At 66.4% G+C, this 18952-nt stretch carries 23 protein-coding genes, 2 tRNA genes and 1 pseudogene; 20 read left to right on the forward strand and 6 right to left on the reverse strand.

Going from position 1 to position 18952, the window contains the following annotated elements; translation table 11 throughout:
* Window positions 1-136 precede the first annotated feature (136 nt).
* From AC5JBD_RS10085 to AC5JBD_RS10095, 3 genes are all read left to right on the forward strand, one after another.
* Window positions 137-1645, forward strand: a complete 1509-nt coding sequence (locus tag AC5JBD_RS10085; protein ID WP_495721663.1) for a YifB family Mg chelatase-like AAA ATPase — start codon at window positions 137-139, stop codon at window positions 1643-1645.
* Window positions 1646-1772: 127 nt separating this feature from the next.
* Window positions 1773-2165 carry a DUF805 domain-containing protein gene (locus AC5JBD_RS10090; protein ID WP_495721664.1) on the forward strand — a complete coding sequence of 131 codons (393 nt, stop codon included), beginning with the start codon at window positions 1773-1775 and terminating at the stop codon, window positions 2163-2165.
* A gap of 60 nt (window positions 2166-2225) precedes the next feature.
* Window positions 2226-2310: transfer RNA gene (locus AC5JBD_RS10095), tRNA-Leu, on the forward strand.
* Window positions 2311-2313: 3 nt separating this feature from the next.
* Here AC5JBD_RS10095 and AC5JBD_RS10100 read toward each other — a convergent pair.
* Window positions 2314-2796: a hypothetical protein gene (locus tag AC5JBD_RS10100; RefSeq protein ID WP_495721665.1), complete on the reverse strand. Its 483-nt coding sequence runs from the start codon at window positions 2794-2796 to the stop codon at window positions 2314-2316.
* Between the two features lie 69 nt (window positions 2797-2865).
* On the opposite strand from AC5JBD_RS10100, the gene AC5JBD_RS10105 reads away from it, so the two are divergent.
* The gene (locus tag AC5JBD_RS10105; RefSeq protein ID WP_495721666.1) at window positions 2866-4059 is read left to right on the forward strand and encodes an AI-2E family transporter; all 1194 of its coding nucleotides are present in this window, start codon (window positions 2866-2868) and stop codon (window positions 4057-4059) included.
* 86 nt (window positions 4060-4145) lie between these two features.
* Window positions 4146-4222: transfer RNA gene (locus AC5JBD_RS10110), tRNA-Asp, on the forward strand.
* A gap of 67 nt (window positions 4223-4289) precedes the next feature.
* On the opposite strand, the gene AC5JBD_RS10115 is transcribed toward AC5JBD_RS10110, so the two are convergent.
* From AC5JBD_RS10115 to AC5JBD_RS10130, 4 genes are all read right to left on the reverse strand, one after another.
* Window positions 4290-4511: a DUF2842 domain-containing protein gene (locus AC5JBD_RS10115; RefSeq protein WP_495721667.1), complete on the reverse strand. Its 222-nt coding sequence runs from the start codon at window positions 4509-4511 to the stop codon at window positions 4290-4292.
* A complete protein-coding gene (locus AC5JBD_RS10120) occupies window positions 4508-5077 on the reverse strand; it encodes a 5-formyltetrahydrofolate cyclo-ligase (RefSeq protein WP_495721668.1) in 570 nt (189 codons plus the stop codon). Before AC5JBD_RS10120 ends, AC5JBD_RS10115 begins: the two co-directional genes overlap by 4 nt.
* A 176-nt stretch (window positions 5078-5253) precedes the next feature.
* Window positions 5254-5574 (reverse strand): cell division protein ZapA, encoded by a 321-nt coding sequence (locus AC5JBD_RS10125; protein ID WP_495721669.1) that lies wholly within the window; start codon window positions 5572-5574, stop codon window positions 5254-5256.
* The gene (locus tag AC5JBD_RS10130; protein ID WP_495721670.1) at window positions 5574-5777 is read right to left on the reverse strand and encodes a hypothetical protein; all 204 of its coding nucleotides are present in this window, start codon (window positions 5775-5777) and stop codon (window positions 5574-5576) included. The genes AC5JBD_RS10125 and AC5JBD_RS10130 overlap by 1 nt, the downstream gene beginning before the upstream one ends.
* 154 nt (window positions 5778-5931) lie before the next feature.
* Between AC5JBD_RS10130 and tkt the strand changes: the two genes are divergently transcribed.
* The 6 genes from tkt to thiE all read left to right on the forward strand — a co-directional run bounded on the left by tkt (window position 5932) and on the right by thiE (window position 12334).
* Complete coding sequence (tkt, locus tag AC5JBD_RS10135) at window positions 5932-7911, forward strand: transketolase (RefSeq protein WP_495721671.1); 1980 nt, start codon at window positions 5932-5934, stop codon at window positions 7909-7911.
* A 1-nt stretch (window position 7912) separates the two neighbouring features.
* On the forward strand, window positions 7913-8923 hold the full coding sequence (gene gap, locus AC5JBD_RS10140; protein ID WP_495721672.1) for a type I glyceraldehyde-3-phosphate dehydrogenase: 1011 nt from the start codon (window positions 7913-7915) through the stop codon (window positions 8921-8923).
* Between the two features lie 4 nt (window positions 8924-8927).
* Window positions 8928-10121 carry a phosphoglycerate kinase gene (locus tag AC5JBD_RS10145; protein ID WP_495721673.1) on the forward strand — a complete coding sequence of 398 codons (1194 nt, stop codon included), beginning with the start codon at window positions 8928-8930 and terminating at the stop codon, window positions 10119-10121.
* A 13-nt stretch (window positions 10122-10134) separates the two neighbouring features.
* Complete coding sequence (locus AC5JBD_RS10150; protein WP_495721674.1) at window positions 10135-11034, forward strand: fructose bisphosphate aldolase; 900 nt, start codon at window positions 10135-10137, stop codon at window positions 11032-11034.
* A 95-nt stretch (window positions 11035-11129) separates the two neighbouring features.
* Window positions 11130-11657, forward strand: coding sequence for a class I SAM-dependent methyltransferase (locus AC5JBD_RS10155; RefSeq protein WP_495721675.1), 528 nt, complete (start codon window positions 11130-11132; stop codon window positions 11655-11657).
* Window positions 11633-12334 carry a thiamine phosphate synthase gene (gene thiE, locus AC5JBD_RS10160; protein ID WP_495721676.1) on the forward strand — a complete coding sequence of 234 codons (702 nt, stop codon included), beginning with the start codon at window positions 11633-11635 and terminating at the stop codon, window positions 12332-12334. Before AC5JBD_RS10155 ends, thiE begins: the two co-directional genes overlap by 25 nt.
* On the opposite strand, the gene AC5JBD_RS10165 is transcribed toward thiE, so the two are convergent.
* Window positions 12331-13074 carry a DUF72 domain-containing protein gene (locus AC5JBD_RS10165; protein WP_495721677.1) on the reverse strand — a complete coding sequence of 248 codons (744 nt, stop codon included), beginning with the start codon at window positions 13072-13074 and terminating at the stop codon, window positions 12331-12333. The genes thiE and AC5JBD_RS10165 overlap by 4 nt on opposite strands.
* An 89-nt stretch (window positions 13075-13163) precedes the next feature.
* Here AC5JBD_RS10165 and AC5JBD_RS10170 point away from each other — a divergent pair, with 89 nt between their 5' ends.
* From AC5JBD_RS10170 to AC5JBD_RS10210, 9 genes and pseudogenes are all read left to right on the forward strand, one after another.
* Window positions 13164-14225 (forward strand): L,D-transpeptidase family protein, encoded by a 1062-nt coding sequence (locus AC5JBD_RS10170; protein WP_495721678.1) that lies wholly within the window; start codon window positions 13164-13166, stop codon window positions 14223-14225.
* Window positions 14226-14243: 18 nt separating this feature from the next.
* Entirely contained in the window at window positions 14244-14876 is a 633-nt protein-coding gene (locus AC5JBD_RS10175; RefSeq protein WP_495721679.1) for a M23 family metallopeptidase, read from the forward strand.
* A 33-nt stretch (window positions 14877-14909) separates the two neighbouring features.
* The gene (gene efp / locus AC5JBD_RS10180) at window positions 14910-15473 is read left to right on the forward strand and encodes an elongation factor P (protein WP_495721680.1); all 564 of its coding nucleotides are present in this window, start codon (window positions 14910-14912) and stop codon (window positions 15471-15473) included.
* Between the two features lie 34 nt (window positions 15474-15507).
* The gene (locus AC5JBD_RS10185; protein WP_495721681.1) at window positions 15508-15792 is read left to right on the forward strand and encodes a hypothetical protein; all 285 of its coding nucleotides are present in this window, start codon (window positions 15508-15510) and stop codon (window positions 15790-15792) included.
* A gap of 21 nt (window positions 15793-15813) precedes the next feature.
* Window positions 15814-16632 carry an inositol monophosphatase family protein gene (locus AC5JBD_RS10190; RefSeq protein ID WP_495721682.1) on the forward strand — a complete coding sequence of 273 codons (819 nt, stop codon included), beginning with the start codon at window positions 15814-15816 and terminating at the stop codon, window positions 16630-16632.
* A gap of 175 nt (window positions 16633-16807) precedes the next feature.
* Window positions 16808-17266, forward strand: coding sequence for a septal ring lytic transglycosylase RlpA family protein (locus tag AC5JBD_RS10195; protein ID WP_495721683.1), 459 nt, complete (start codon window positions 16808-16810; stop codon window positions 17264-17266).
* Window positions 17267-17347: 81 nt separating this feature from the next.
* The gene (ndhC, locus tag AC5JBD_RS10200; RefSeq protein ID WP_495721684.1) at window positions 17348-17725 is read left to right on the forward strand and encodes an NADH-quinone oxidoreductase subunit A; all 378 of its coding nucleotides are present in this window, start codon (window positions 17348-17350) and stop codon (window positions 17723-17725) included.
* Entirely contained in the window at window positions 17716-18270 is a 555-nt protein-coding gene (locus tag AC5JBD_RS10205) for a NuoB/complex I 20 kDa subunit family protein (protein WP_495721685.1), read from the forward strand. The genes ndhC and AC5JBD_RS10205 overlap by 10 nt, the downstream gene beginning before the upstream one ends.
* Before the next feature lie 17 nt (window positions 18271-18287).
* Window positions 18288-18935 (forward strand): annotated as a pseudogene (locus AC5JBD_RS10210) (NADH-quinone oxidoreductase subunit C); the annotation flags it as partial.
* Between the last annotated feature and the right edge of the window lie 17 nt (window positions 18936-18952).

Here is an 18952-nt window from a genome sequence, read left to right on the forward strand (position 1 = left end):
GCACGCCACCTCTCCGCAATCGTCATAACGCCTCATCTGGGGACAGTGTGTTGCTCATGCAAGACGCCGGGCAACACTCGACTTCCATCAACGCTCTGTCCAAAGTGGAGGTTTCTGGGGGAGGGGCATCTCATAGATGGTCGCGCATGTCGCCACGGTCGCGTTCCTGGGTCTCGAGGCACGCGCCGTGGAGGTGCAGGTCCAGATCGCCAGCGGGCTGCCCAAGTTCCTCGTCGTCGGGCTGCCAGACAAGGCGGTGGGCGAGAGCCGGGAGCGGGTGCATGCGGCACTGGCCGCGATCGGCCTGTCGCTCCCGCCCAAGCGCATCACCGTCAATCTCTCGCCGGCCGATCTCCCGAAGGAAGGTTCGCACTACGATCTGCCAATCGCGCTCGGGCTGCTCGCGGCGATGGGGGCGATCGATGCTGAGACGCTCGCCGGCTATGTGGTGGTGGGCGAACTCGGGCTCGACGGGCGGGTGCAGCCTTCGCCGGGCGTGCTGCTCGCCGCCATCCATGCTTCGTCGCGCGAGCTGGGGCTGATCTGTCCCGCCGCGCAGGGCTCCGAAGCGGCCTGGGCCGGCGATATAGAAGTGCTGCCGGCGCCGGACCTGATCGCCCTGCTGAACCATTTCCGCGGCAGCTCCACCCTCTCGCCGCCCAAGCCGGGTGAGGCCGACCCGCCGGGGATCGGGCCCGACCTGAACCAGGTGAAGGGGCAGGAGACCGCCAAGCGCGCGCTAGAGATCGCCGCCGCGGGCGGGCACAATCTCTTGATGAGCGGCCCGCCGGGCGCCGGCAAGTCGCTGCTCGCCGCCTGCCTGCCCGGCATCCTGCCTGATCTGACACCCGCCGAGGCGCTCGAAGTCTCCATGGTCGCGAGCGTCGCCGGCACGCTTGCCGAGGGGAGGTTGATCCGCACCCGCCCTTTTCGCAGCCCCCATCATAGCGCCTCGATGCCGGCGCTGGTCGGCGGCGGCCTCAAGGTGCGGCCGGGCGAGGTCAGCTTGGCGCATCTCGGAGTTCTGTTCCTCGACGAACTGCCGGAATTCCAGCGCAGCGTCCTCGATTCGCTCCGCCAGCCGCTCGAGACCGGCACCGTCAGCGTCGCCCGTGCGAACGCCCACGTCACCTTCCCGGCGCGGGTCCAGTTGATCGCCGCGATGAACCCGTGCCGCTGCGGCCATCTCGGCGATCCGGCGCTCGCCTGCGCACGGGCACCGCGCTGCGCCGCCGATTACCAGGCCAAGGTGTCAGGGCCCTTGCTCGACCGCATCGACCTGCATGTCGACGTCGCCGCGGTCTCGGCCGCCGATCTCGTCCTGCCGCCTCCGGCCGAAGGATCTGCCGAGGTGGCGGCGCGAGTGAAGGCAGCGCGCGACGTGCAGACGCGGCGCTATGAGGGGCAGGGGGTCCGCACCAACGCCGAAGCCGACGGCGAACTGCTCGACAGAGTGGCGACGCCCGACGAACCCGGTCGCCGCCTGCTCGCCCAGGCGGCCGAGGCGATGCGGCTCTCGGCGCGGGGCTACCACCGCGTCCTCCGCGTCGCCCGCACGATCGCCGATCTCGCCGGCAGCGAAGGCGTCGGCCGCGTCCATGTCGCCGAGGCGCTCAGCTATCGCAGGCAGGCCCCGCGCAACTGATCCGCGGCAGCTTGGTCGCAAATCCAACGCTTCTCGTCACTTAGCGGCAGCACTTGATCCCGGCATCCTAAAGGTTGACGCTTGTGAAGTCGCCGAAGGAGTCGGCGGCCGAGAAGGGGGAAAGACTATGGAATGGGCAACTCTTCCGCTGAAGAAGTTCATGCAGATCGACGGCCGTTCGCGCCGCAAGGAATATTGGTCCTTCGCGCTGCTGATGATTGCCGTCTACTTCGTAGCGGGCATGATCGACGGCATTCTCGGCATGGGCGGCCTGATCGGCGGCATCTATGGTCCGCTGATGCTCTTGGCCGCGCTCTTCTTCATCATTCCCAGCTTCACCGTCGGCATCCGGCGCCTGCATGACACCGACCGTTCCGGATGGTGGCTCCTGATCGCCTTCATCCCGTTCATCGGCGGCCTGATCCTGCTCTACTTCTTCATCCTCGAAGGGACACGCGGACCGAACAAGTTCGGCGCGGACCCGAAGGCCGGCGAAGCCGCCGCTCCGAGCGCCATCTGAAGCGCGCGCGCTGCTTGGCCGTTGCTCCCGCGCGGAGCCTCGTCTAGGCAGCGCCGGCGTGCCCCTGTGGCGGAATTGGTAGACGCGCTCGACTCAAAATCGAGTTCCGCAAGGAGTGTCGGTTCGACTCCGACCGGGGGCACCAATCCTATCGCGCGACCGCGCGGAAGCTGAGCTTGCCGGTCGCGCCGGCGGCGATCGCCTCGCGGATGCTCCAGCGGACATGGGTGACGTCGCCGGGCTCGGCCGGCCGGGTCGAGCCGTCCCGGCGCTTCACCGTTTGCGACGAGAGCGGCCCCCAGCTCCGCCCCCAGTCGACCGACACGTCGGGCTCGGTGCCGTCGGCGCCCGCAAAGGCCACCGCGTCCGGCACCGGATTGGTGACGACGAAGTCGGTCGCCGGCTCGGCGCCGCGATTGCGATAGGACAGCACGAACAGCAGCCGGTCCCCTGGCGCCACCGCCTTGGGCGGCTCCAGCACGGTGGTCGCACGGCCGTTCGCGTCGCGCTCCACCCGTTCGACAAAGACATCGCTCGCGAGCGTCACCTGGCTCGCCAGCGCCACCATCGAAAGAAGAATGCTCATGCCGTCGCGCTCCTCCGTCTGGTCAGCGCGCGCATATGCGGGCATTCTCGATAAAAATCGGTTACGCTCGGGCTCCTGAAGGAGCGGATCGGGCGAGGAGCAGGCTTGGAGCAGATGAAGAGGTTGCGCGGCACGGAAGCCACCGGCGAGTCGCAGGGGCCGGAGCCGGCGGCCGAGGGTCCGGCTGCCGAGGCGGAGCTGATCGCCTATCGCCGCGACCGCCTGCTCGCCTCGCTGACCCTGATCGCCGGCATCGGGCTTGCCGTCGCCATGCCGTTCGCGCTGCGGGCGGGCGCGGAATTCTTCCTCCCCGTCACTGCCGCCCTGGTCATCGCAATCGCCCTGGTGCCCTTGCTCGAATGGTTCGAGCGGCGCCGGGTGCCGTCGGGCCTTGCCGCTCTGATTTGCGTGGTCCTGTTCATTGCCGTTGCCAACATGGCGGTGGCCGCCATCGTGCTGCCGGCGACCGAATGGGTGCGCCTGCTGCCCGAGCGGATCGGCCGCATCCGCGAGACGCTCGACCCTTTGCTCGACGTCTATGCGAGCCTCGAGAAGTTCATCGACGACGTGGTGGGCGAGTTCGGCGCGAGCGGCGGACCGGCCGAACGGACCGTGGCGGTCGAGACGCCCAATTCGATGCTGGACCTGATCGCGACCTCGGCCCCGCATGCGGCGATCCAGCTCTTCTTCGCTATCCTAGTGATCTTCTTCTTCCTTGCCGGATGGACGCGGATGAGGAAGCGCACGATCACCACCCGCGCCAGCTTCGACGGGGCGATGACCACCGCGCGCGTCATCCAGCAGGTGGTCGATGCGACCTCCACATATCTCGGCACGATCACGCTGGTGAACCTGTCGATGGGCGCGGTGGTGGCGTTCCTGCTTTGGCTGATCGACATGCCGACGCCTTTGATGTGGGGCGGCATTGTCGCGGTGCTGAACTACATCCCCTATCTCGGGCCGATCGCGTCGGTGCTGCTGCTCGCGCTGGGCGGTCTGATGGTGTTCGTCGATCCCTGGTATGCCCTGCTCCCGGCGGTCGCCTTCGCCGGCATCCACATGGTCGAGGCAAACATCATCACGCCGGCGCTGGTCGGGCGGCGACTGACCATAAATCCATTGCTCATCCTCGTCGCCTTGAGCTTCTGGGCGTGGGTCTGGGGCACGACCGGGGCGCTGCTCGCGGTGCCGCTGCTCATCATCATGAAGACCGTGCTCGACGCCGCCGGCAAGCCTGACATTGCCGGTTTCCTGTTCGAAGAGGGCACCCTCACCAGCCACGGCCATGACGACGACGACGAGCGATAGCCGCTCTCAATGCTGTTTTGCGATCCAGGCGAGCAGGCTTGTTGACAGCCCCAAGGCGTCTCACTAGGTCGCGCTCTCACATCCACGCGGGTGTAGCTCAGTTGGTTAGAGCGCCGGCCTGTCACGCCGGAGGTCGCGGGTTCGAGCCCCGTCACTCGCGCCATTCCTCATCGCAGACATGATCTGAACGACTGAGGATAACTACCTCTTCTAGCTGTTGAACTGTCGGATCAGTCGCGCCAGCGGCCGAGTTCCATCCAGCGAAGCAGGCGCTTCATCGGCAGCAGCCAGAGCCAGGCGAACCCCCCGGCGACGAAGGCGATGGCAGCGGCCCAGCCCGGCAGGCCCAGCGCCTCCACCAGCATCACCACTGCCACCGCCCAGAGGGCGATCAGCAGCAGCAGCAGGAATATACCCGCCGGCTTGCGCCAGCTCGGTTCCGAAGGGTTCACCGGCACTGGATCCACTCGCGCGGTGTGGCGATCGCGTCCAGGGGCACGTCCCATGGGTCGGCGGGAATCGGGTCTTCGCTGATCTGCGTTTCCCAAGCGATGCCGATGGTGAAGACGCTGCCGCTCTCGCGCAGGTGCGACAGGGCGCGGTCGTAATGGCCTTTGCCGTGGCCGATGCGGCTGCCGCGACGGTCGCCCAACACCAGGGGAACGAGCACCAGGTCGGGCGCAACGACTTCGGCATCACCGGAGGGTTGCAGGACGCCCCAAGGGCCCGGCTCGACGGCAGGCGCCTTGCGAAACATCATTCTCGCATCGCGGCCGCCGAACCAGGGGAGGGCTGCAATCTGCCCGTCCGCAAGCTGCTCCAGCACGGAATAGGGGCTGATCTCGTCCTTCATCGGATGATAGCCGGCCACCGCGCGGGCGCCGATCAGATGCGGGAGCACGAGGTCGGCGAGCTTCGCCTCCAGCTCCGCCCTGAGCTCAGGAGAAAGACTGCGCGCATAGGTCCGCCGCTTCGCCAGGGCGTCGACGCGCATGGCCGGCTTCGAGTTATCTGACATTGGTGGGTGACGGGACCGCCATGGCCGTTTGCTGGAATATCCTCTGACGCCTCAACGTCAGGTGGGGACCATGTGCGTCGGACCAGGATCCGGGCAGGGACAGCCCCCGAGGATGTCTTATCGCCTCAGGGATGTTCTCAAAAGCTCGTACCGGGCAGTACCCGTCAACGACCAATCTAGTGGGTCGCGGGGCCGCTCTCAAGTCTGTCGGCGAGACTTTCGATCCGCTCGGCGAGGCGTTCCAGCGCATCGGCGACCGCAGGATCCATGTCGGCCGCGGGCGAGGCGGTGCCCGAGCGCTGTTCCTTGAGCTCGTCCGCCACCAGCAGCGAGGCGAACAGAAGCTGCCGCGCCTCGGTCATGTTGCCGAGCGCGGCGCCGGCATCGCGGGCCTTCTTGTCGACGATGGCGGCGACCGAGCGCAGATGCGCTTCCTCGCCGTCGCGGCAGGCGAGCTGATATTTCCGGGACGCGATTTCGACCTCTACCGACGCCATCACATCCCTCCGTTGGCGAGCAGGCGGTCGATCTGGGCGATCGCCCCTTCGACATGGCCGCGCAGCGCCTGGTGCGCCTCGCGCAGCTGCTGCAGTTCGCCGTCGTCACGCGAGCCGGGGCGCGGCGCGGCGGCGGCCGCCTCGATCCTGGCGATCGCGCGCTCGATACGCTCCATGGCCTGCACTGCACGTTCCGAAGTCATGACGTTGGAATAAGCGCGCAACGAGGCGGCGGCAAGGGTCGCGACGGGACCCCGAGGTTGACGCGAACGCCGCCGCGCTTAAAGGAGCGGCGGGCGAACGGACGAGTCCGTTGCCTTCCTCGCCATGGGCATTCCTCATCTTAGGGAAGCTTGATTGTCCGCCGATCCGAGACTGCTCGCCAACGCGATCCGCGCCCTTTCCATGGATGCGGTCCAGGCGGCCAATAGCGGCCATCCGGGCATGCCGATGGGGATGGCCGACGCGGCGACGATCCTCTTCACGGAATATCTGAAGTTCGATCCGCAAGATCCTGACTGGCATGATCGCGACCGGTTCGTGCTGTCGGCGGGCCACGGCTCGATGCTGATCTACTCGCTGCTCCACCTGACGGGTTACGCCAACCCGACGATGGAGGAGATCAGAAACTTCCGGCAATTGAACTCGCCCTGCGCCGGCCATCCCGAGAACTTCATGTTGAAGGGGGTCGAGGCCACTACCGGCCCGTTGGGCCAGGGGTTCGCCATGGCAGTCGGCATGGCGGTCGCCGAGCGCCACCTCAATTCCGTGTTCGGCGACCTTGTCGATCACCGCACCTGGGTGATTGCCGGTGACGGCTGCCTGATGGAAGGCATCAATCACGAGGCGGTCGGCCTTGCCGGTCACCTCCAGCTCGGCCGGCTCAACGTCCTCTGGGACAACAACAAGATCACGATCGACGGCTCGACCGACCTCTCCACGTCGGAGGACATTCCGGCCCGCTACCGCGCGTCCGGCTGGCACGTCGTTCCCTGCGACGGCCACGATTTCGACAGCATCCGCCGCGCATTCGACGAGGCGCTGGCCGATCCGCGGCCGAGCCTGATCGACTGCCGGACGATCATCGGCTGGGGCGCGCCCAACAAGCAGGGCACCAGTGCCACCCACGGTTCCGCCCTCGGTGCCGATGAAGTCGCGGCGGCGAGGTTGCAGCTCGTCTGGGACAGCGAGCCATTCGACCTGCCCGAACCGATCCTCTCCGCCTGGCGCCGTGCCGGCGCGCGCGGGCGGCCCGTCCACGAGGAGTGGCGCGCGCGGCTCGCCGCAAGCCCGCAGCGGGAGGAATTCGTTCGCCGTATGGAGGGCCGGCTGCCGGCGGGCGACGAGATCGGTCGCCGGATGGCTGAACTCTGCGCTGAGCCGCGCACCCTGGCGACCCGCAAGTCCTCCGAAGAGGTGCTGAACGTGCTCGCGGCGGGCCTGCCGGAGATGATCGGCGGCTCCGCCGATCTCACCGGCTCCAACAACACCAAGGCCAAGGGGCAGGCGCCGCTCACCGCCGCGGATTATGGCGGGCGCTACCTCTACTACGGCATTCGCGAGTTCGGCATGGCCGCGGCGATGAACGGCATGGCGCTGCACGGCGGCGTGCTGCCGTACGGCGGCACCTTCCTGGTCTTCTCCGATTATTGCCGGCCCGCCATCCGCCTCTCGGCACTTCAGGGTGCACGCGTCGTCTATGTGATGACCCATGACTCGATCGGCCTCGGCGAGGACGGGCCGACGCATCAGCCGGTCGAGCATCTCACCACCCTGCGCCTCATCCCCAACCTCCACGTCTTCCGGCCCGCCGATCTGGTCGAGACGGCCGAATGTTGGCAGCTCGCCATCGAACGCACCGACGGGCCGTCGCTGCTCGCGCTCACCCGGCAGAACCTGCCTGCCGTGAGGCATGGCCCGCAAGGTGAGAATCTCTCCGCCCGCGGCGCCTATCGTCTGCGTGCCGCCTCTGCGGCCCGGCGGGTGGTGCTGATCGCGACCGGCTCGGAGGTCGAGGTGGCGCTGAAGACCGCCGATGCGCTCGAAGGGCAGGGGATCGGCGCCGACGTCGTCTCCATGCCTTCCTGGAACCTGTTCGACGCGCAGGACGCCGCCTACCGCGCCGACCTGCTGCCGGAGAACATCCTTAGGGTGTCAATCGAGGCGGGGACGACGCTCGGCTGGGAACGCTATATCGGCCCGCGCGGTCTTGCGATCGGGCTCGACCGGTTCGGCGCCTCGGCACCGGCCGAGGACCTTTTCAAACGCTTCGGCTTCACCGCCGAAGCGATCGTGCCGCAGATCCTTGCGGCGCTCGAAACACAAGGAGATCAATAAGATGGCGACCAGAGTTGCAATCAACGGCTTCGGACGCATCGGCCGCCTCGTGGCCCGTGCGATCCTCGAAAAGCAGGATAGCGGCCTGGAGCTCGTCGCGATCAACGATCTCGCCGACGCCAAGTCGAACGCGCTCCTGTTCAAGCGCGACAGCGTCCACGGCCCCTATCCGGGCGAGGTGTCGGCGGACGGCAATGACCTGATCATCGACGGCCGTCGCGTGAAGGTCACCGCGGAGCGGGACCCGTCGAAGCTGCCGCATGGCGAGAACGGGATCGACATCGCCCTCGAATGCACCGGCTTCTTCACCGATCGTGAGAAGGCTTCGGCGCATCTCACTGCAGGCGCGAAGAAAGTCCTTATTTCCGCGCCCGCAAAGGGCGTCGATCTCACCGTCGTCTACGGCGTCAATCACGACAAGCTGACGGCCGAGCACGTGATCGTCTCCAATGCCTCCTGCACCACCAACTGCCTCGCGCCGGTGGCCAAGGTGTTGAACGACAGCATCGGGATCGAGCGGGGGCTGATGACCACCGTCCACGCCTATACGAACGACCAGAAGATCCTGGATCAGATCCACTCCGACATGCGCCGCGCGCGCGCCGCCGCCATGTCGATCATCCCGACCACGACTGGCGCGGCCCGTGCCGTCGGCGAGGTGCTTCCGGAGCTGAAGGGCAAGCTGGACGGCTCGGCTATCCGCGTGCCGACGCCCAATGTCAGCCTCGTCGACCTCACCTTCACGCCCAAGCGCGACACCAGCCTCGATGAGGTGAACGGCATCCTGAAGGCCGCATCCGAGAGCGGCCCGCTGAAGGGCATCCTCGCCTACACCGACGAGCCTTTGGTCTCGATCGACCTCAACCACAATCCGGCATCGTCCACCGTCGATAGCCTCGAGACGGCGGTGCTGGAGGGCAAGCTCGTCCGCGTCGTCTCCTGGTATGACAATGAATGGGGCTTCTCGAATCGCATGGTCGATACCGCCGGCGCGATGGCACGGCTGATCTGACGCCATGCCGTCCTTCCGCACGCTCGATGATCTTGGGGATGTGGCCGGCAAGCGCGTGCTGGTCCGCGTCGACCTCAATGTGCCGATGGCCGATGGGGCGGTGACCGACGACACGCGCTTCCGGGCGACGCTGCCGACGGTGACCGAGCTGGCGGACAAGGGCGCGATCGTTCTGCTCCTCGCCCATTTCGGCCGTCCAAAGGTGCCGGCCCCCGAGCATTCGCTGTCGCTGGTCACGAAGCCCTATGAGACGGTGCTCGGGCGTCCCGTTCGCTATGTCGACTGGGAGGTTGCGGAAGAGAATGTCGCGATGCTTCGCCCCGGCGACGTCGCGATCCTCGAGAACACCCGCTTCTTCGGCGGCGAGGAGAAGAACGACCCTGCGGTTGTCGACCGTTTCGCGCGGCTCGGCGATTTCTACGTCAACGACGCCTTCTCCGCGGCTCACCGCGCCCACGCCTCCACTGAGGGCTTGGCCCACCGGCTCCCGGCTTATGCCGGCCGGGCGATGCAGGCGGAGCTGGAGGCGCTGGAAAAGGCGCTCGGCAATCCCGAACGACCGGTGGCGGCGGTGGTCGGCGGCGCCAAGGTCTCGACCAAGCTCGAAGTGCTCCGCCACTTGGTACGTAAAGTCGACCACCTGATCATCGGCGGCGGCATGGCCAACACCTTCCTCGCCGCGCGCGGCGTCGCCGTCGGCAAGTCGCTCTGCGAGCATGACCTCAGCGACACCGCTCTTGCCATCCTCGATGCCGCCGACCGGGCGAACTGCACCGTGCATCTGCCCTATGACGTGGTGGTCGCGAAGGAGTTCGCGCCCAATCCGCCGTCGTTGCGCACGTGCAACGTCCACGAGGTCGCGGGCGACGAGATGATCCTCGACGTCGGGCCGGCCGCCGTCGAAGCGCTCGCCGACGCGCTCAAGACGTGCCGCACGCTGGTCTGGAACGGGCCACTCGGTGCGTTCGAGACGCCGCCCTTCGATCGCGCCACTGTTCAGCTCGCTCAGACCGCGGCAGCACTTACCCAAAGCGGCGCGCTCGTCTCCGTTGCAGGCGGCGGCGACACGGTTGCCGCGCTCAATCATGCGGGCGTGGCCGACAGCTTCACGTTCGTTTCCACTGCCGGCGGCGCCTTCCTCGAGTGGATGGAGGGCAAGGAACTGCCCGGCGTCGCGGCTTTGATGACCAACAACTGATCGACGAGGATTTATGGCTGACAGCAGCATGATGGAGAAGATGGCGCGCGGGAACGGCTTCATCGCCGCGCTCGACCAGAGCGGCGGGTCGACCCCCAAGGCGCTCAAGGGCTACGGCATCGAAGAGAGCGCCTATTCGAACGACGAGGAGATGTTCGGCCTCATCCACCAGATGCGCTCGCGGATCATCACCTCGCCCGCCTTCAGCGGCGACAAGGTGATCGGCGCGATCCTGTTCGAACGCACCATGGACGGCGACATCGACGGCAAGCCGGTCCCGCAGGTGCTGAAGGAACGCGGCGTCATCCCCTTCATCAAGATCGACAAGGGTCTCGAGAACGAAGCGAACGGCGTCCAGCTGATGAAGCCGATGCCCGAGCTCGACGCTTTGCTCAGCCGCGCCCGCGGTCTCGGCGTGTTCGGCACCAAAGAGCGCTCCGTGATCAACCTGGCCAACCGCGAGGGGATTGCCGCAGTTGTTCGCCAGCAGTTCGAGGTGGCGCGGCAGGTGCTCGCCGCCGGGCTGGTCCCGATCATCGAGCCCGAGGTCAACATCAAGAGCCCGGAGCGGGCCGAGGCGGACCGCATCCTGCTCGACGAGATCCTCAAGGCGCTTGATGCGCTGCCGGGCGACGACCGGGTGATGCTCAAGCTTTCGATCCCGGCCGAGGCGGGGCTGTTCCAGCCGCTGGTCGATCATCCGCGGGTGCTGCGCGTGGTGGCGCTGTCGGGCGGCTTCTCCCGTCAGGACGCATGCCGCGAGCTCGCGAAGAATCCGGGTATGATCGCCAGCTTCTCCCGCGCCTTGCTGGAGGACCTCCGTCACCAGATGAGCGACGACGAATTCGACCGCGCGCTGGGCGAGGCGATCGACGAGATCTACCGCGCCTCCGCCGAAAAGGTGGCGGCGTAACGCTCCGCCGCTTCCTCACCCGCCAGTTTGCGCATCCGAGCGGCCTTGCCGGCCGCTGGCTGATCGCGCCGATCCTCAACCGCACCGGCCGGGCGATGAACCGGCTGGTGCTCGAGCAGGTCGATGTGCGACCCGGCGAGCGGGTGCTGGAGGTCGGGTTCGGCGGCGGCGATCTCCTCGCATCGCTGCTGAACTCGCCGGCGCAAGAGATTGTCGGGATTGATATTTCCGATGAGATGGTGAAGCGCGCGCGGCGGCGGTTCAGGCGTGATCTGGCGGATGGTCGCTTGCGGCTCCTGACCGCTTCTGCCGAAGCCCTCCCGCGCCGCGAGGGCGGTTTCGACAAGGTCTGCAGCGTCAACACCATCTATTTCTGGAAGCGGCCCGCGGCCGTCCTCTCCGAACTCGCCCGCGTCACCCGCGCCGGCGGCCGGCTCCTGCTCGCCTTCCAAACGCCGGAGAGCGTGCGGCGCTGGCCGGGCCACGTCCACGGCTTCCACGCCTATGGCGCGGACGAGATCGCGGGCCTAATGGAAGCGGCCGGCTTCGATCCGCCGAAGACGACGTCCGGCAGCGACGAGCAAGTAGGCGATTTCCTGTGTCTGACGAGCGAGCGGAAGTGACGGACGACGAACTGGTGCTCGACCCGGACTTTGCTGCCCGGTTCGACAGGGAAGAGCGCGGTGCCTGCCAGCTCTACCTGATCTCGCCCGAGCGCCTGGATCCGGGCTTTGCCGACAGGCTCGAAGCGGCCCTGGAGGGCGGACCGGTGGCGGCCTTCCAGCTTCGTCTGAAGGGTGCGCCGGATGACGAGATCCTGCGCGCGGCCGAGCGGCTGATGCCGATCTGCGCGGCGCAGGACGTCGGCTTCATCCTCAACGACCGCATGGATCTCGCCAAGGCTTGCGGGGCCGACGGCGTCCATCTCGGCCAGGGCGACGGCGATCCCCGAGAGGCGAGGCGCCTGCTCGGCGCGTCCGCGCAGGTCGGCGTCACCTGCCACGACAGCCGGCACCTCGCCATGGAAGCCGGCGAGGCGGGCGCCGACTATGTCGCCTTCGGCGCTTTCTTCCCGACCGGAACGAAGGAGACGATCCACCGCCCCGATCCCTCGATCCTCGGCTGGTGGTCGACCTTGTTCGAAATACCCTGCGTGGCGATCGGCGGCATTACGCCCGCCAATGCCCGGCCGCTCGTCGAAGCCGGTGCCGACTTCCTGGCGGTCTGCAACAGCGTCTGGGCCCATGCGGACGGTCCAGCGGCGGCCGTCGCCGCCTTCGAGAAGGCGATGTCCCGCTAGCGCGCCGCCTGCGCCACCATCGATCTGAGCGTGAGTGCGTCGTCGATGGCGTGGGCGTGGATGTCGTTGTTGAAATAGCACCAGACGTCGCGGCCGAGCCGCGATTGTTCTACGATCCAGTCGGTCCATGAGAGCAGCCGCTCGTCGGAATAGCGGCCCCAATATTTGCCCTCGCCGCCATGGAAGCGGACATAGCCGATCGGACCTGCCGCCCAGCGCGGCGTCGCTGAGCCCGGCATGTCATGGGCGCAGAAGGAGACGCCCCGCGCGTCGAGCAGTGCCAGCACCTCCTCCGTCAGCCAGCTCTTCTCCCGGAACTCGAAGACGTGGGTGAGGTCGCGCGGAAGGAGGTCGATAAATTCGGAAAGGCGCTCCAGGTTGATCCGGAAGCGCGGCGGGAGCTGGTAGAGGATCGGCCCGAGTGTGCTCCCAAGGTGCCGCATCGGCGTCAGCATGCGCTCGAGCGGCGCGGCGCAATCCTTGAGCTTCTTGGCCTGGGTGAGAAAGCGGTTCGCCTTCACGGCATAGCAGAAGCCGGGCGGCGCCTGCTCGCGCCATTTGTCGAAGGTCTCCGCCTTCGGCAGCATGTAGAAGCTGTTGTTGATCTCGACCGTATCGAAGGTCGCCGCATAATGGTCGAACCAGCGCTTCACCGGCAGGCCCTTCGGATAGAAGTCCTCCCGCCAATGCTTGTAGTTCCAGCCCGAGCAGCCGATCCGGATCGTCCCGAAGGTCTTCATCGCCCGACTTCAAGCGCGAGGCGTGGAAATAAGTTTCGCCTGCCGCGTTGGAGGCACGAACCCCAAGTAGCTTTGTGGAGCGTAGCCCCGTGCAGAAGTCCCATCTCGTCAATACTTTCCTTCTCAGCACGATGGCGATCGCCGTCGCCGGCGCTGCGGTTGCGCAAAATCCAGAGGAGCGCGCGAAGGCGAACCAGGCCGAGCAGCAAAAGCCGCAGCAGGCCGCGTCGGCGGCTGACGACAAGTTCGACGGCACCGTCTTCCATGCCCAGGTGCTGCTGGATCGCGCGGGCTTCTCTCCCGGCGTGATCGACGGCATGGCCGGCATTTCCTTCGAGGCGGCGCTGAAGGGCTTCCAGCAGGCGCGCGGGCTTCAGGAAACGGGGCAGCTCGACCAGGCGACGCGTGCCGCATTGCTCCGCGATCGGGCGCCTTCGACTCGCCGGCTCCGCATCGACGAGAGTGATGCGCGCGGTCCCTTCGGTCCCGTCCCCAAGGAGCCGGAGCAGCAGGCGAAGCTCGAGCGGCTCACCTATCGCAACCTGCTCGAGAAGATCGCCGAGAAGTTCCACACCACGCCGCAGACCATCATCGCGCTCAACAGCCCCGACACGCGGCTCGGCGCCGGTTCCGTGCTCCGCCTGCCCAACGTGCTGCCGTCCTCGCGCAGCTATCAGAATGTGAAGCCCGACGTCGCCCAGCTGCTGAGCGACCTCAACGTCAGCGCCGATCAGCCGAAGGCGGCGCGCGTCGTCGTCGACAAGTCGGACAAGGTCGTCCACGTCTATGGCGAGAATGGCCGCATGATCGCACAATTCCCGGCGACGATGGGCAGCGAGAGGGACCCGCTGCCGCTCGGCAATTGGAAGGTGAACACGGTCGCGTTCAACCCGCCGTTCAAATACCAGCCCCAGCTCTTCTGGGACGTGAAGGACGACGAGCCGGAGCAGATGCTCCCGCCGGGGCCTAACGGCCCGGTCGGTGTGGTCTGGATCGACCTCAACCGGGAGCATATCGGCATCCACGGCACCAACAGCCCGGAAACGATCAAGCGAGCCGAGAGCCATGGCTGCGTCCGCCTCACCAACTGGGACGCCGCACGGCTCACCCAGATGATCGAGGACGGCATGCCGGTGGTCTTCCAGGCCTAACCTGGATAAGCTTTCCGGATGGGGAAGCTGAAGCTCATTCTTTCGAACCTGGTCACGGCCGTCATCGTGGCGGCCGCGACCAGCGCATTCTGGATCTACGCCTACGGCAATCGTGGCACGCGGCAGCAGAAGGCCGAGCCGCCGCAGGAGGTGGCGGAGAAGAAAGCCTCGACCGCCGAGGCGGCAGGCGAGGTCAATGTCGGCCCGTCCGGTCTCGCCATTCCGGTGGCCGGCATCCAGGTCGCCCAGCTCGTCGACACCTACACTCAGTCACGCGGCGGCGGCCGCTCGCATGATGCGATTGACATCATGGCCGATCATGGCACGCCCGTCGTCGCAGCCGCGCCCGGCAAGCTCGAGAAGCTGTTCTTCAGCGACGGCGGCGGCGGGATCACCGCCTATGTCCGCTCCGGCGACGGGCAGTGGATCTATTACTACGCCCATCTTCAGGACTACGCCCCCGGCCTCAAGGAAGGGCAGGTGATCCGGCGAGGCGATCCGATCGGGCGCGTCGGGGTTACCGGCAACTCCAATCCAGATGGGCCGCACCTGCATTTTGCCATTCACCGCATGAAGCCTGGCGAGCGCTGGCATCAGGGCACGCCGGTCAATCCCTATCCGCTCCTTGCCGGGCGCGGGGCCGCTCGCTAAAGCGCCGCTTTCCCGAATTCAGCGAGCATCGGCATGAAGATCAGCGGCGTGGACATCCGTCCCGGCAACATCATCGAATATGAAGGCGGCATCTGGCGCGCGGTCAAGATCCAGCACACGCAGCCGGGCAAGGGCGGCGCCTATATGCAGGTCGAGATGAAGAACCTCATCGACGGCCGCAAGAACAACGTCCGCTTCCGCTCGGCCGAGACGGTCGAGCGCGTTCGGCTCGACACCAAGGACTTTCAGTTCCTCTATGCCGAAGGCGACGATCTCGTTTTCATGGACAAGGAGAATTACGAGCAGGTCCAGCTCCCGAAGGACCTGATCGGCGAGCCCGCCGCCTTCCTGCAGGACGGCATGGACGTGGTGATGGAGCTCTACAACGAGCGGCCGATCAGCGTGCAGCTCCCCGACCAGATCGAGGCGACGATCGTCGAGGCCGACGCGGTGGTGAAGGGGCAGACCGCCTCGTCCAGCTACAAGCCTGCGATCCTCGACAATGGCGTGCGGGTCATGGTGCCGCCGCATATTTCGAGCGGAACCCGGATCGTCGTCGACGTTTACGAACAGACCTACATCCGCAGGGCGGATTAATTCGGCGAGGTGATCGGTGAGGTCGGCAATCCTCTTGAGCGCTGCTTTCCTCGCTCAGGCATGTGGTGAACCTGAATCAACCGTTGAAGAACGGCTCCGACAGGATCTTCAATACCAGTCTTCTCGTATCGATGACCTTGCCAACAAAGTAGACACGTTAGAGAGGGCTGCGCCCTATCTCGACGACGTTCGTAAGAACGCTGAGCGGGAGAAGGCTGAAGCCGAACGGGCGGCAGCTCGGCTAGAATCGCTGAAAGCTGGTCAAAGGCAAGTCGAACAAAGCCAAAAGCTGCTTTGTGATGCTACGCAGGACTGCTGATCTTAAGTCTAAGGAATAAGCGTGGTATCTCATTCCGGCCTCATCACCGTCATGCAGCGTGCCGCCCGTAAGGCGGCGCCGCGTATCCGGCGCGATTTCGGCGAGGTCGAGCAGCTCCAGGTCAGCCGCAAGGGGCCGGCCGACTTCGTGTCGATGGCTGACAAGCGGGCCGAGCAGACGCTGGTCGAGGAGCTCCGTCATGGGCGCCCGGACTGGGGCTTCCACCTCGAGGAAGGCGGCATTATAGAGGGCGATCCCGCCATGCCGCGCTGGGTGATCGACCCGATCGACGGCACTTCCAATTTCCTCCACGGCATCCCGCATTTCGCCATGTCGATCGCGGTCCAGGAGCCGAAGCTCGGCGGCGGCTGGGGCGACATCACTCAAGGGCTGGTCTACCAGCCGCTCACCGACGAAAGCTTCTGGGCGGAAAAGGGCAGGGGCGCCTGGCTCAACGAGCGGCGCCTGCGGGTGTCGTCGCGGCGCGATCTCGCCGACACCCTGATCGCCACCGGCATTCCCTATTTCGGCCACGGCGATCTCGATCGCTTCAACCGCATCCTAGAAGGCGTCTCGCCGGAAGTGGCGGGGATCCGCCGCTTCGGCTCGGCTGCGCTCGATCTCGCCTGGGTGGCGGCGGGACGGTACGATGGCTTCTGGGAAGAAAGCCTGAAGATGTGGGACATCGCCGCCGGCATCCTGCTGGTCCGGGAGGCGGGCGGCTTCGTCACCGACTTCAGGGGCGCCGACAAGGCGCTCGACACCGGCCAGGTGCTCGCAGCCAACGACCAGATCCATTCCAAGCTGCACAAGCTCGTCGCGCGCGCACTGCGCGGCTAGAGCATTCGCTTCGACGCAGTGGTTGGCTCGTCCATCGCAACCGGCGGAACGGATCCCCTCTGGAACTCGCTTTTCGGCCATGCCGAGAAGAACCCGGACATCGCCGAGCCGCCTCAGGCGGTTGAAGGCGCTTCGCCGCCTCAGGCTCAGGCGCCGGCACGTGCGGGCGGCGCTGATGGCGACCACGCCGACCGCGGCCCTGCTCGGCTTCGGTGGCATGGCGATCCCCAAAATGGCCGTGCCGGTGACGGTTGCGGCGACGGCGTTGCCCACCGCAGCCGAGGCGGCCGACATCGAAACTGAAGCTGAGTCTCAGGATTTGCCACCCTTGGCTCACGACGCGAAGGTTGTGGAAGCCAGCTATTATGGCGACGACTTTGCCGGCCGGCCGACCGCCAGCGGCGAGATTTTCGATCCCGAGCTGCTCACCGCCGCCCACAAGACGCTGCCGCTCGGCACCATCGTGCAGGTGACCGAGGCGCTGAGCGGCAAGAGCGTCACGGTTCGGATCAACGACCGCGGTCCCTTCCACGGCGACCGCGCGATCGACCTTTCCGAAGCGGCCGCGCGCCGGATTGGTATGCTCGCCAGCGGCACCGGCAAAGTGGCGCTTCGCGTCCTTGCAAACGCCTGATCTTCCGGGCTTCCGCTAGCGGTTGCGGTGGCGGGTCCGCTGGCCTAGAAGCCGCGCCAAGCATCCTCCTGGAGACTCTCGATGGCGTCCACCGCCGCCGAATATCTGCCTATCCTGTTGTTCCTCGGCGTGGCGCTCGGCCTGTCGACCTCGTTCGTGTTCCTGCCGATGATGGTCGCCAAGCTGACCGGGGCGTCCAACCCCTATCCGGACAAGCTCGCCGAATATGAATGCGGCTTCCCGGCCTTCGAGGACAGCCGCTCGCAGTTCGACGTCCGCTTCTACCTGGTCGCGATCCTGTTCATCATCTTCGACCTCGAAGCCGCCTTCCTCTTCCCCTGGGCGGTGTCGCTGGGGACGATCGGCATTGCCGGCTGGGCCGCGATGATGATCTTCCTGGTCGAGCTCACCCTCGGCTTCGTCTACGCCTGGAAGAAGGGAGCGCTCGAATGGGAGTGATCCTCGATCCGCGCCACGAGAACCAGCGCCCGGCCGACCTCCAACAGCCGGATCCGGAATATTTCAACCAGCTCCAGTCCGAAGTCGCGGACAAGGGCTTTCTGGTCACGTCCACCGAAGACCTGTTCCAGTGGGCCCGGACCGGCTCGCTCTGGTGGATGACCTTCGGCCTCGCCTGCTGCGCGGTCGAGATGATCCATGTGAACATGCCGCGCTATGACCTTGAAAGATTTGGCGTCGCGCCCCGCGCGTCACCGCGCCAGTCGGACGTGATGATCGTCGCGGGCACGCTCTGCAACAAGATGGCGCCGGCGCTGCGCCGGGTTTACGACCAGATGTCGGAGCCGCGCTACGTCATCTCGATGGGCAGCTGCGCCAATGGCGGCGGCTATTATCATTACAGCTACAGCGTCGTGCGCGGCTGCGACCGGATCGTCCCGGTCGACATCTACGTCCCGGGCTGTCCGCCGACCGCCGAGGCCCTGCTCTACGGCATTATGCAGCTGCAGCGGAAAATCCGCCGCGTCGGCACGATTGAGCGTTGATGGGCTCGCGCTGAACCATGCCACGCACGTCCGCCCCCCGCATCGCTCGTCGCGACGGCATCATCGATGAAGTGAAGGCCGCGCTCGGCGACGCCTTCGTCGAGGCCAAGCACGAGGCGTTCGAGGACAGCATCACCGTCCGGCGCGAGAGCATCGTCGAGGTCTGCCGCACCTTGCGCGACCGCTTCGAATATCAGCAGCTGATGGAGATTGCCGGCGTCGATTATCCGCAGCGGGCTGAGCGGTTCGACGTCGTCTACCATCTCCTGTCCGTGACGAAGAACCACCGCATCCGCGTCCGCGTCATGACCGACGAGGAGAATCCGGTCCCGTCCGTCACCGGCCTGTGGCCCGTCGCCGGTTGGCTGGAGCGCGAGGTCTTCGACCTGTTCGGCGTCCTGTTCGAAGGCAATCAGGACCTCCGTCGCATCCTCACCGACTATGGCTTTCGCGGTCATCCCTTCCGCAAGGATTTCCCGCTCACCGGCTATGTCGAGATGCGCTATTCCGAGGAGCAGAAGCGCGTGGTCTACGAGCCCGTGAAGCTCGCCCAGGACTTCCGCAGCTTCGACTTCCTCAGCCCTTGGGAAGGCGCCGAATATATCCTGCCCGGCGACGAGAAGGTGCAAGGGCAGGCGCCCGGCGCGCCGACCCCCGCCAACGCGGCCGGCGAGGTGAAGAA

It is taken from the genome of Allosphingosinicella sp. (assembly GCF_059502505.1).

Excerpts from the sequence above, each read along its gene's own strand:
- AC5JBD_RS10130 (WP_495721670.1), bottom strand. The coding sequence starts at position 5,777 with ATGACTTCGGAACGTGCAGTGCAGGCCATGGAGCGTATCGAGCGCGCG.
- AC5JBD_RS10120 (WP_495721668.1), bottom strand. The coding sequence starts at position 5,077 with ATGTCAGATAACTCGAAGCCGGCCATGCGCGTCGACGCCCTGGCGAAG.
- AC5JBD_RS10195 (WP_495721683.1), top strand. The coding sequence starts at position 16,808 with ATGGCGACCACGCCGACCGCGGCCCTGCTCGGCTTCGGTGGCATGGCG.
- gap (WP_495721672.1), top strand. The coding sequence starts at position 7,913 with ATGGCGACCAGAGTTGCAATCAACGGCTTCGGACGCATCGGCCGCCTC.
- AC5JBD_RS10105 (WP_495721666.1), top strand. The coding sequence starts at position 2,866 with ATGAAGAGGTTGCGCGGCACGGAAGCCACCGGCGAGTCGCAGGGGCCG.
- AC5JBD_RS10175 (WP_495721679.1), top strand. The coding sequence starts at position 14,244 with ATGGGGAAGCTGAAGCTCATTCTTTCGAACCTGGTCACGGCCGTCATC.
- AC5JBD_RS10150 (WP_495721674.1), top strand. The coding sequence starts at position 10,135 with ATGGCTGACAGCAGCATGATGGAGAAGATGGCGCGCGGGAACGGCTTC.
- AC5JBD_RS10100 (WP_495721665.1), bottom strand. The coding sequence starts at position 2,796 with ATGCCCGCATATGCGCGCGCTGACCAGACGGAGGAGCGCGACGGCATG.
- ndhC (WP_495721684.1), top strand. The coding sequence starts at position 17,348 with ATGGCGTCCACCGCCGCCGAATATCTGCCTATCCTGTTGTTCCTCGGC.
- AC5JBD_RS10090 (WP_495721664.1), top strand. The coding sequence starts at position 1,773 with ATGGAATGGGCAACTCTTCCGCTGAAGAAGTTCATGCAGATCGACGGC.
- efp (WP_495721680.1), top strand. The coding sequence starts at position 14,910 with ATGAAGATCAGCGGCGTGGACATCCGTCCCGGCAACATCATCGAATAT.
- AC5JBD_RS10205 (WP_495721685.1), top strand. The coding sequence starts at position 17,716 with ATGGGAGTGATCCTCGATCCGCGCCACGAGAACCAGCGCCCGGCCGAC.
- AC5JBD_RS10145 (WP_495721673.1), top strand. The coding sequence starts at position 8,928 with ATGCCGTCCTTCCGCACGCTCGATGATCTTGGGGATGTGGCCGGCAAG.
- AC5JBD_RS10155 (WP_495721675.1), top strand. The coding sequence starts at position 11,130 with ATGAACCGGCTGGTGCTCGAGCAGGTCGATGTGCGACCCGGCGAGCGG.
- AC5JBD_RS10125 (WP_495721669.1), bottom strand. The coding sequence starts at position 5,574 with ATGGCGTCGGTAGAGGTCGAAATCGCGTCCCGGAAATATCAGCTCGCC.
- AC5JBD_RS10165 (WP_495721677.1), bottom strand. The coding sequence starts at position 13,074 with ATGAAGACCTTCGGGACGATCCGGATCGGCTGCTCGGGCTGGAACTAC.
- AC5JBD_RS10085 (WP_495721663.1), top strand. The coding sequence starts at position 137 with ATGGTCGCGCATGTCGCCACGGTCGCGTTCCTGGGTCTCGAGGCACGC.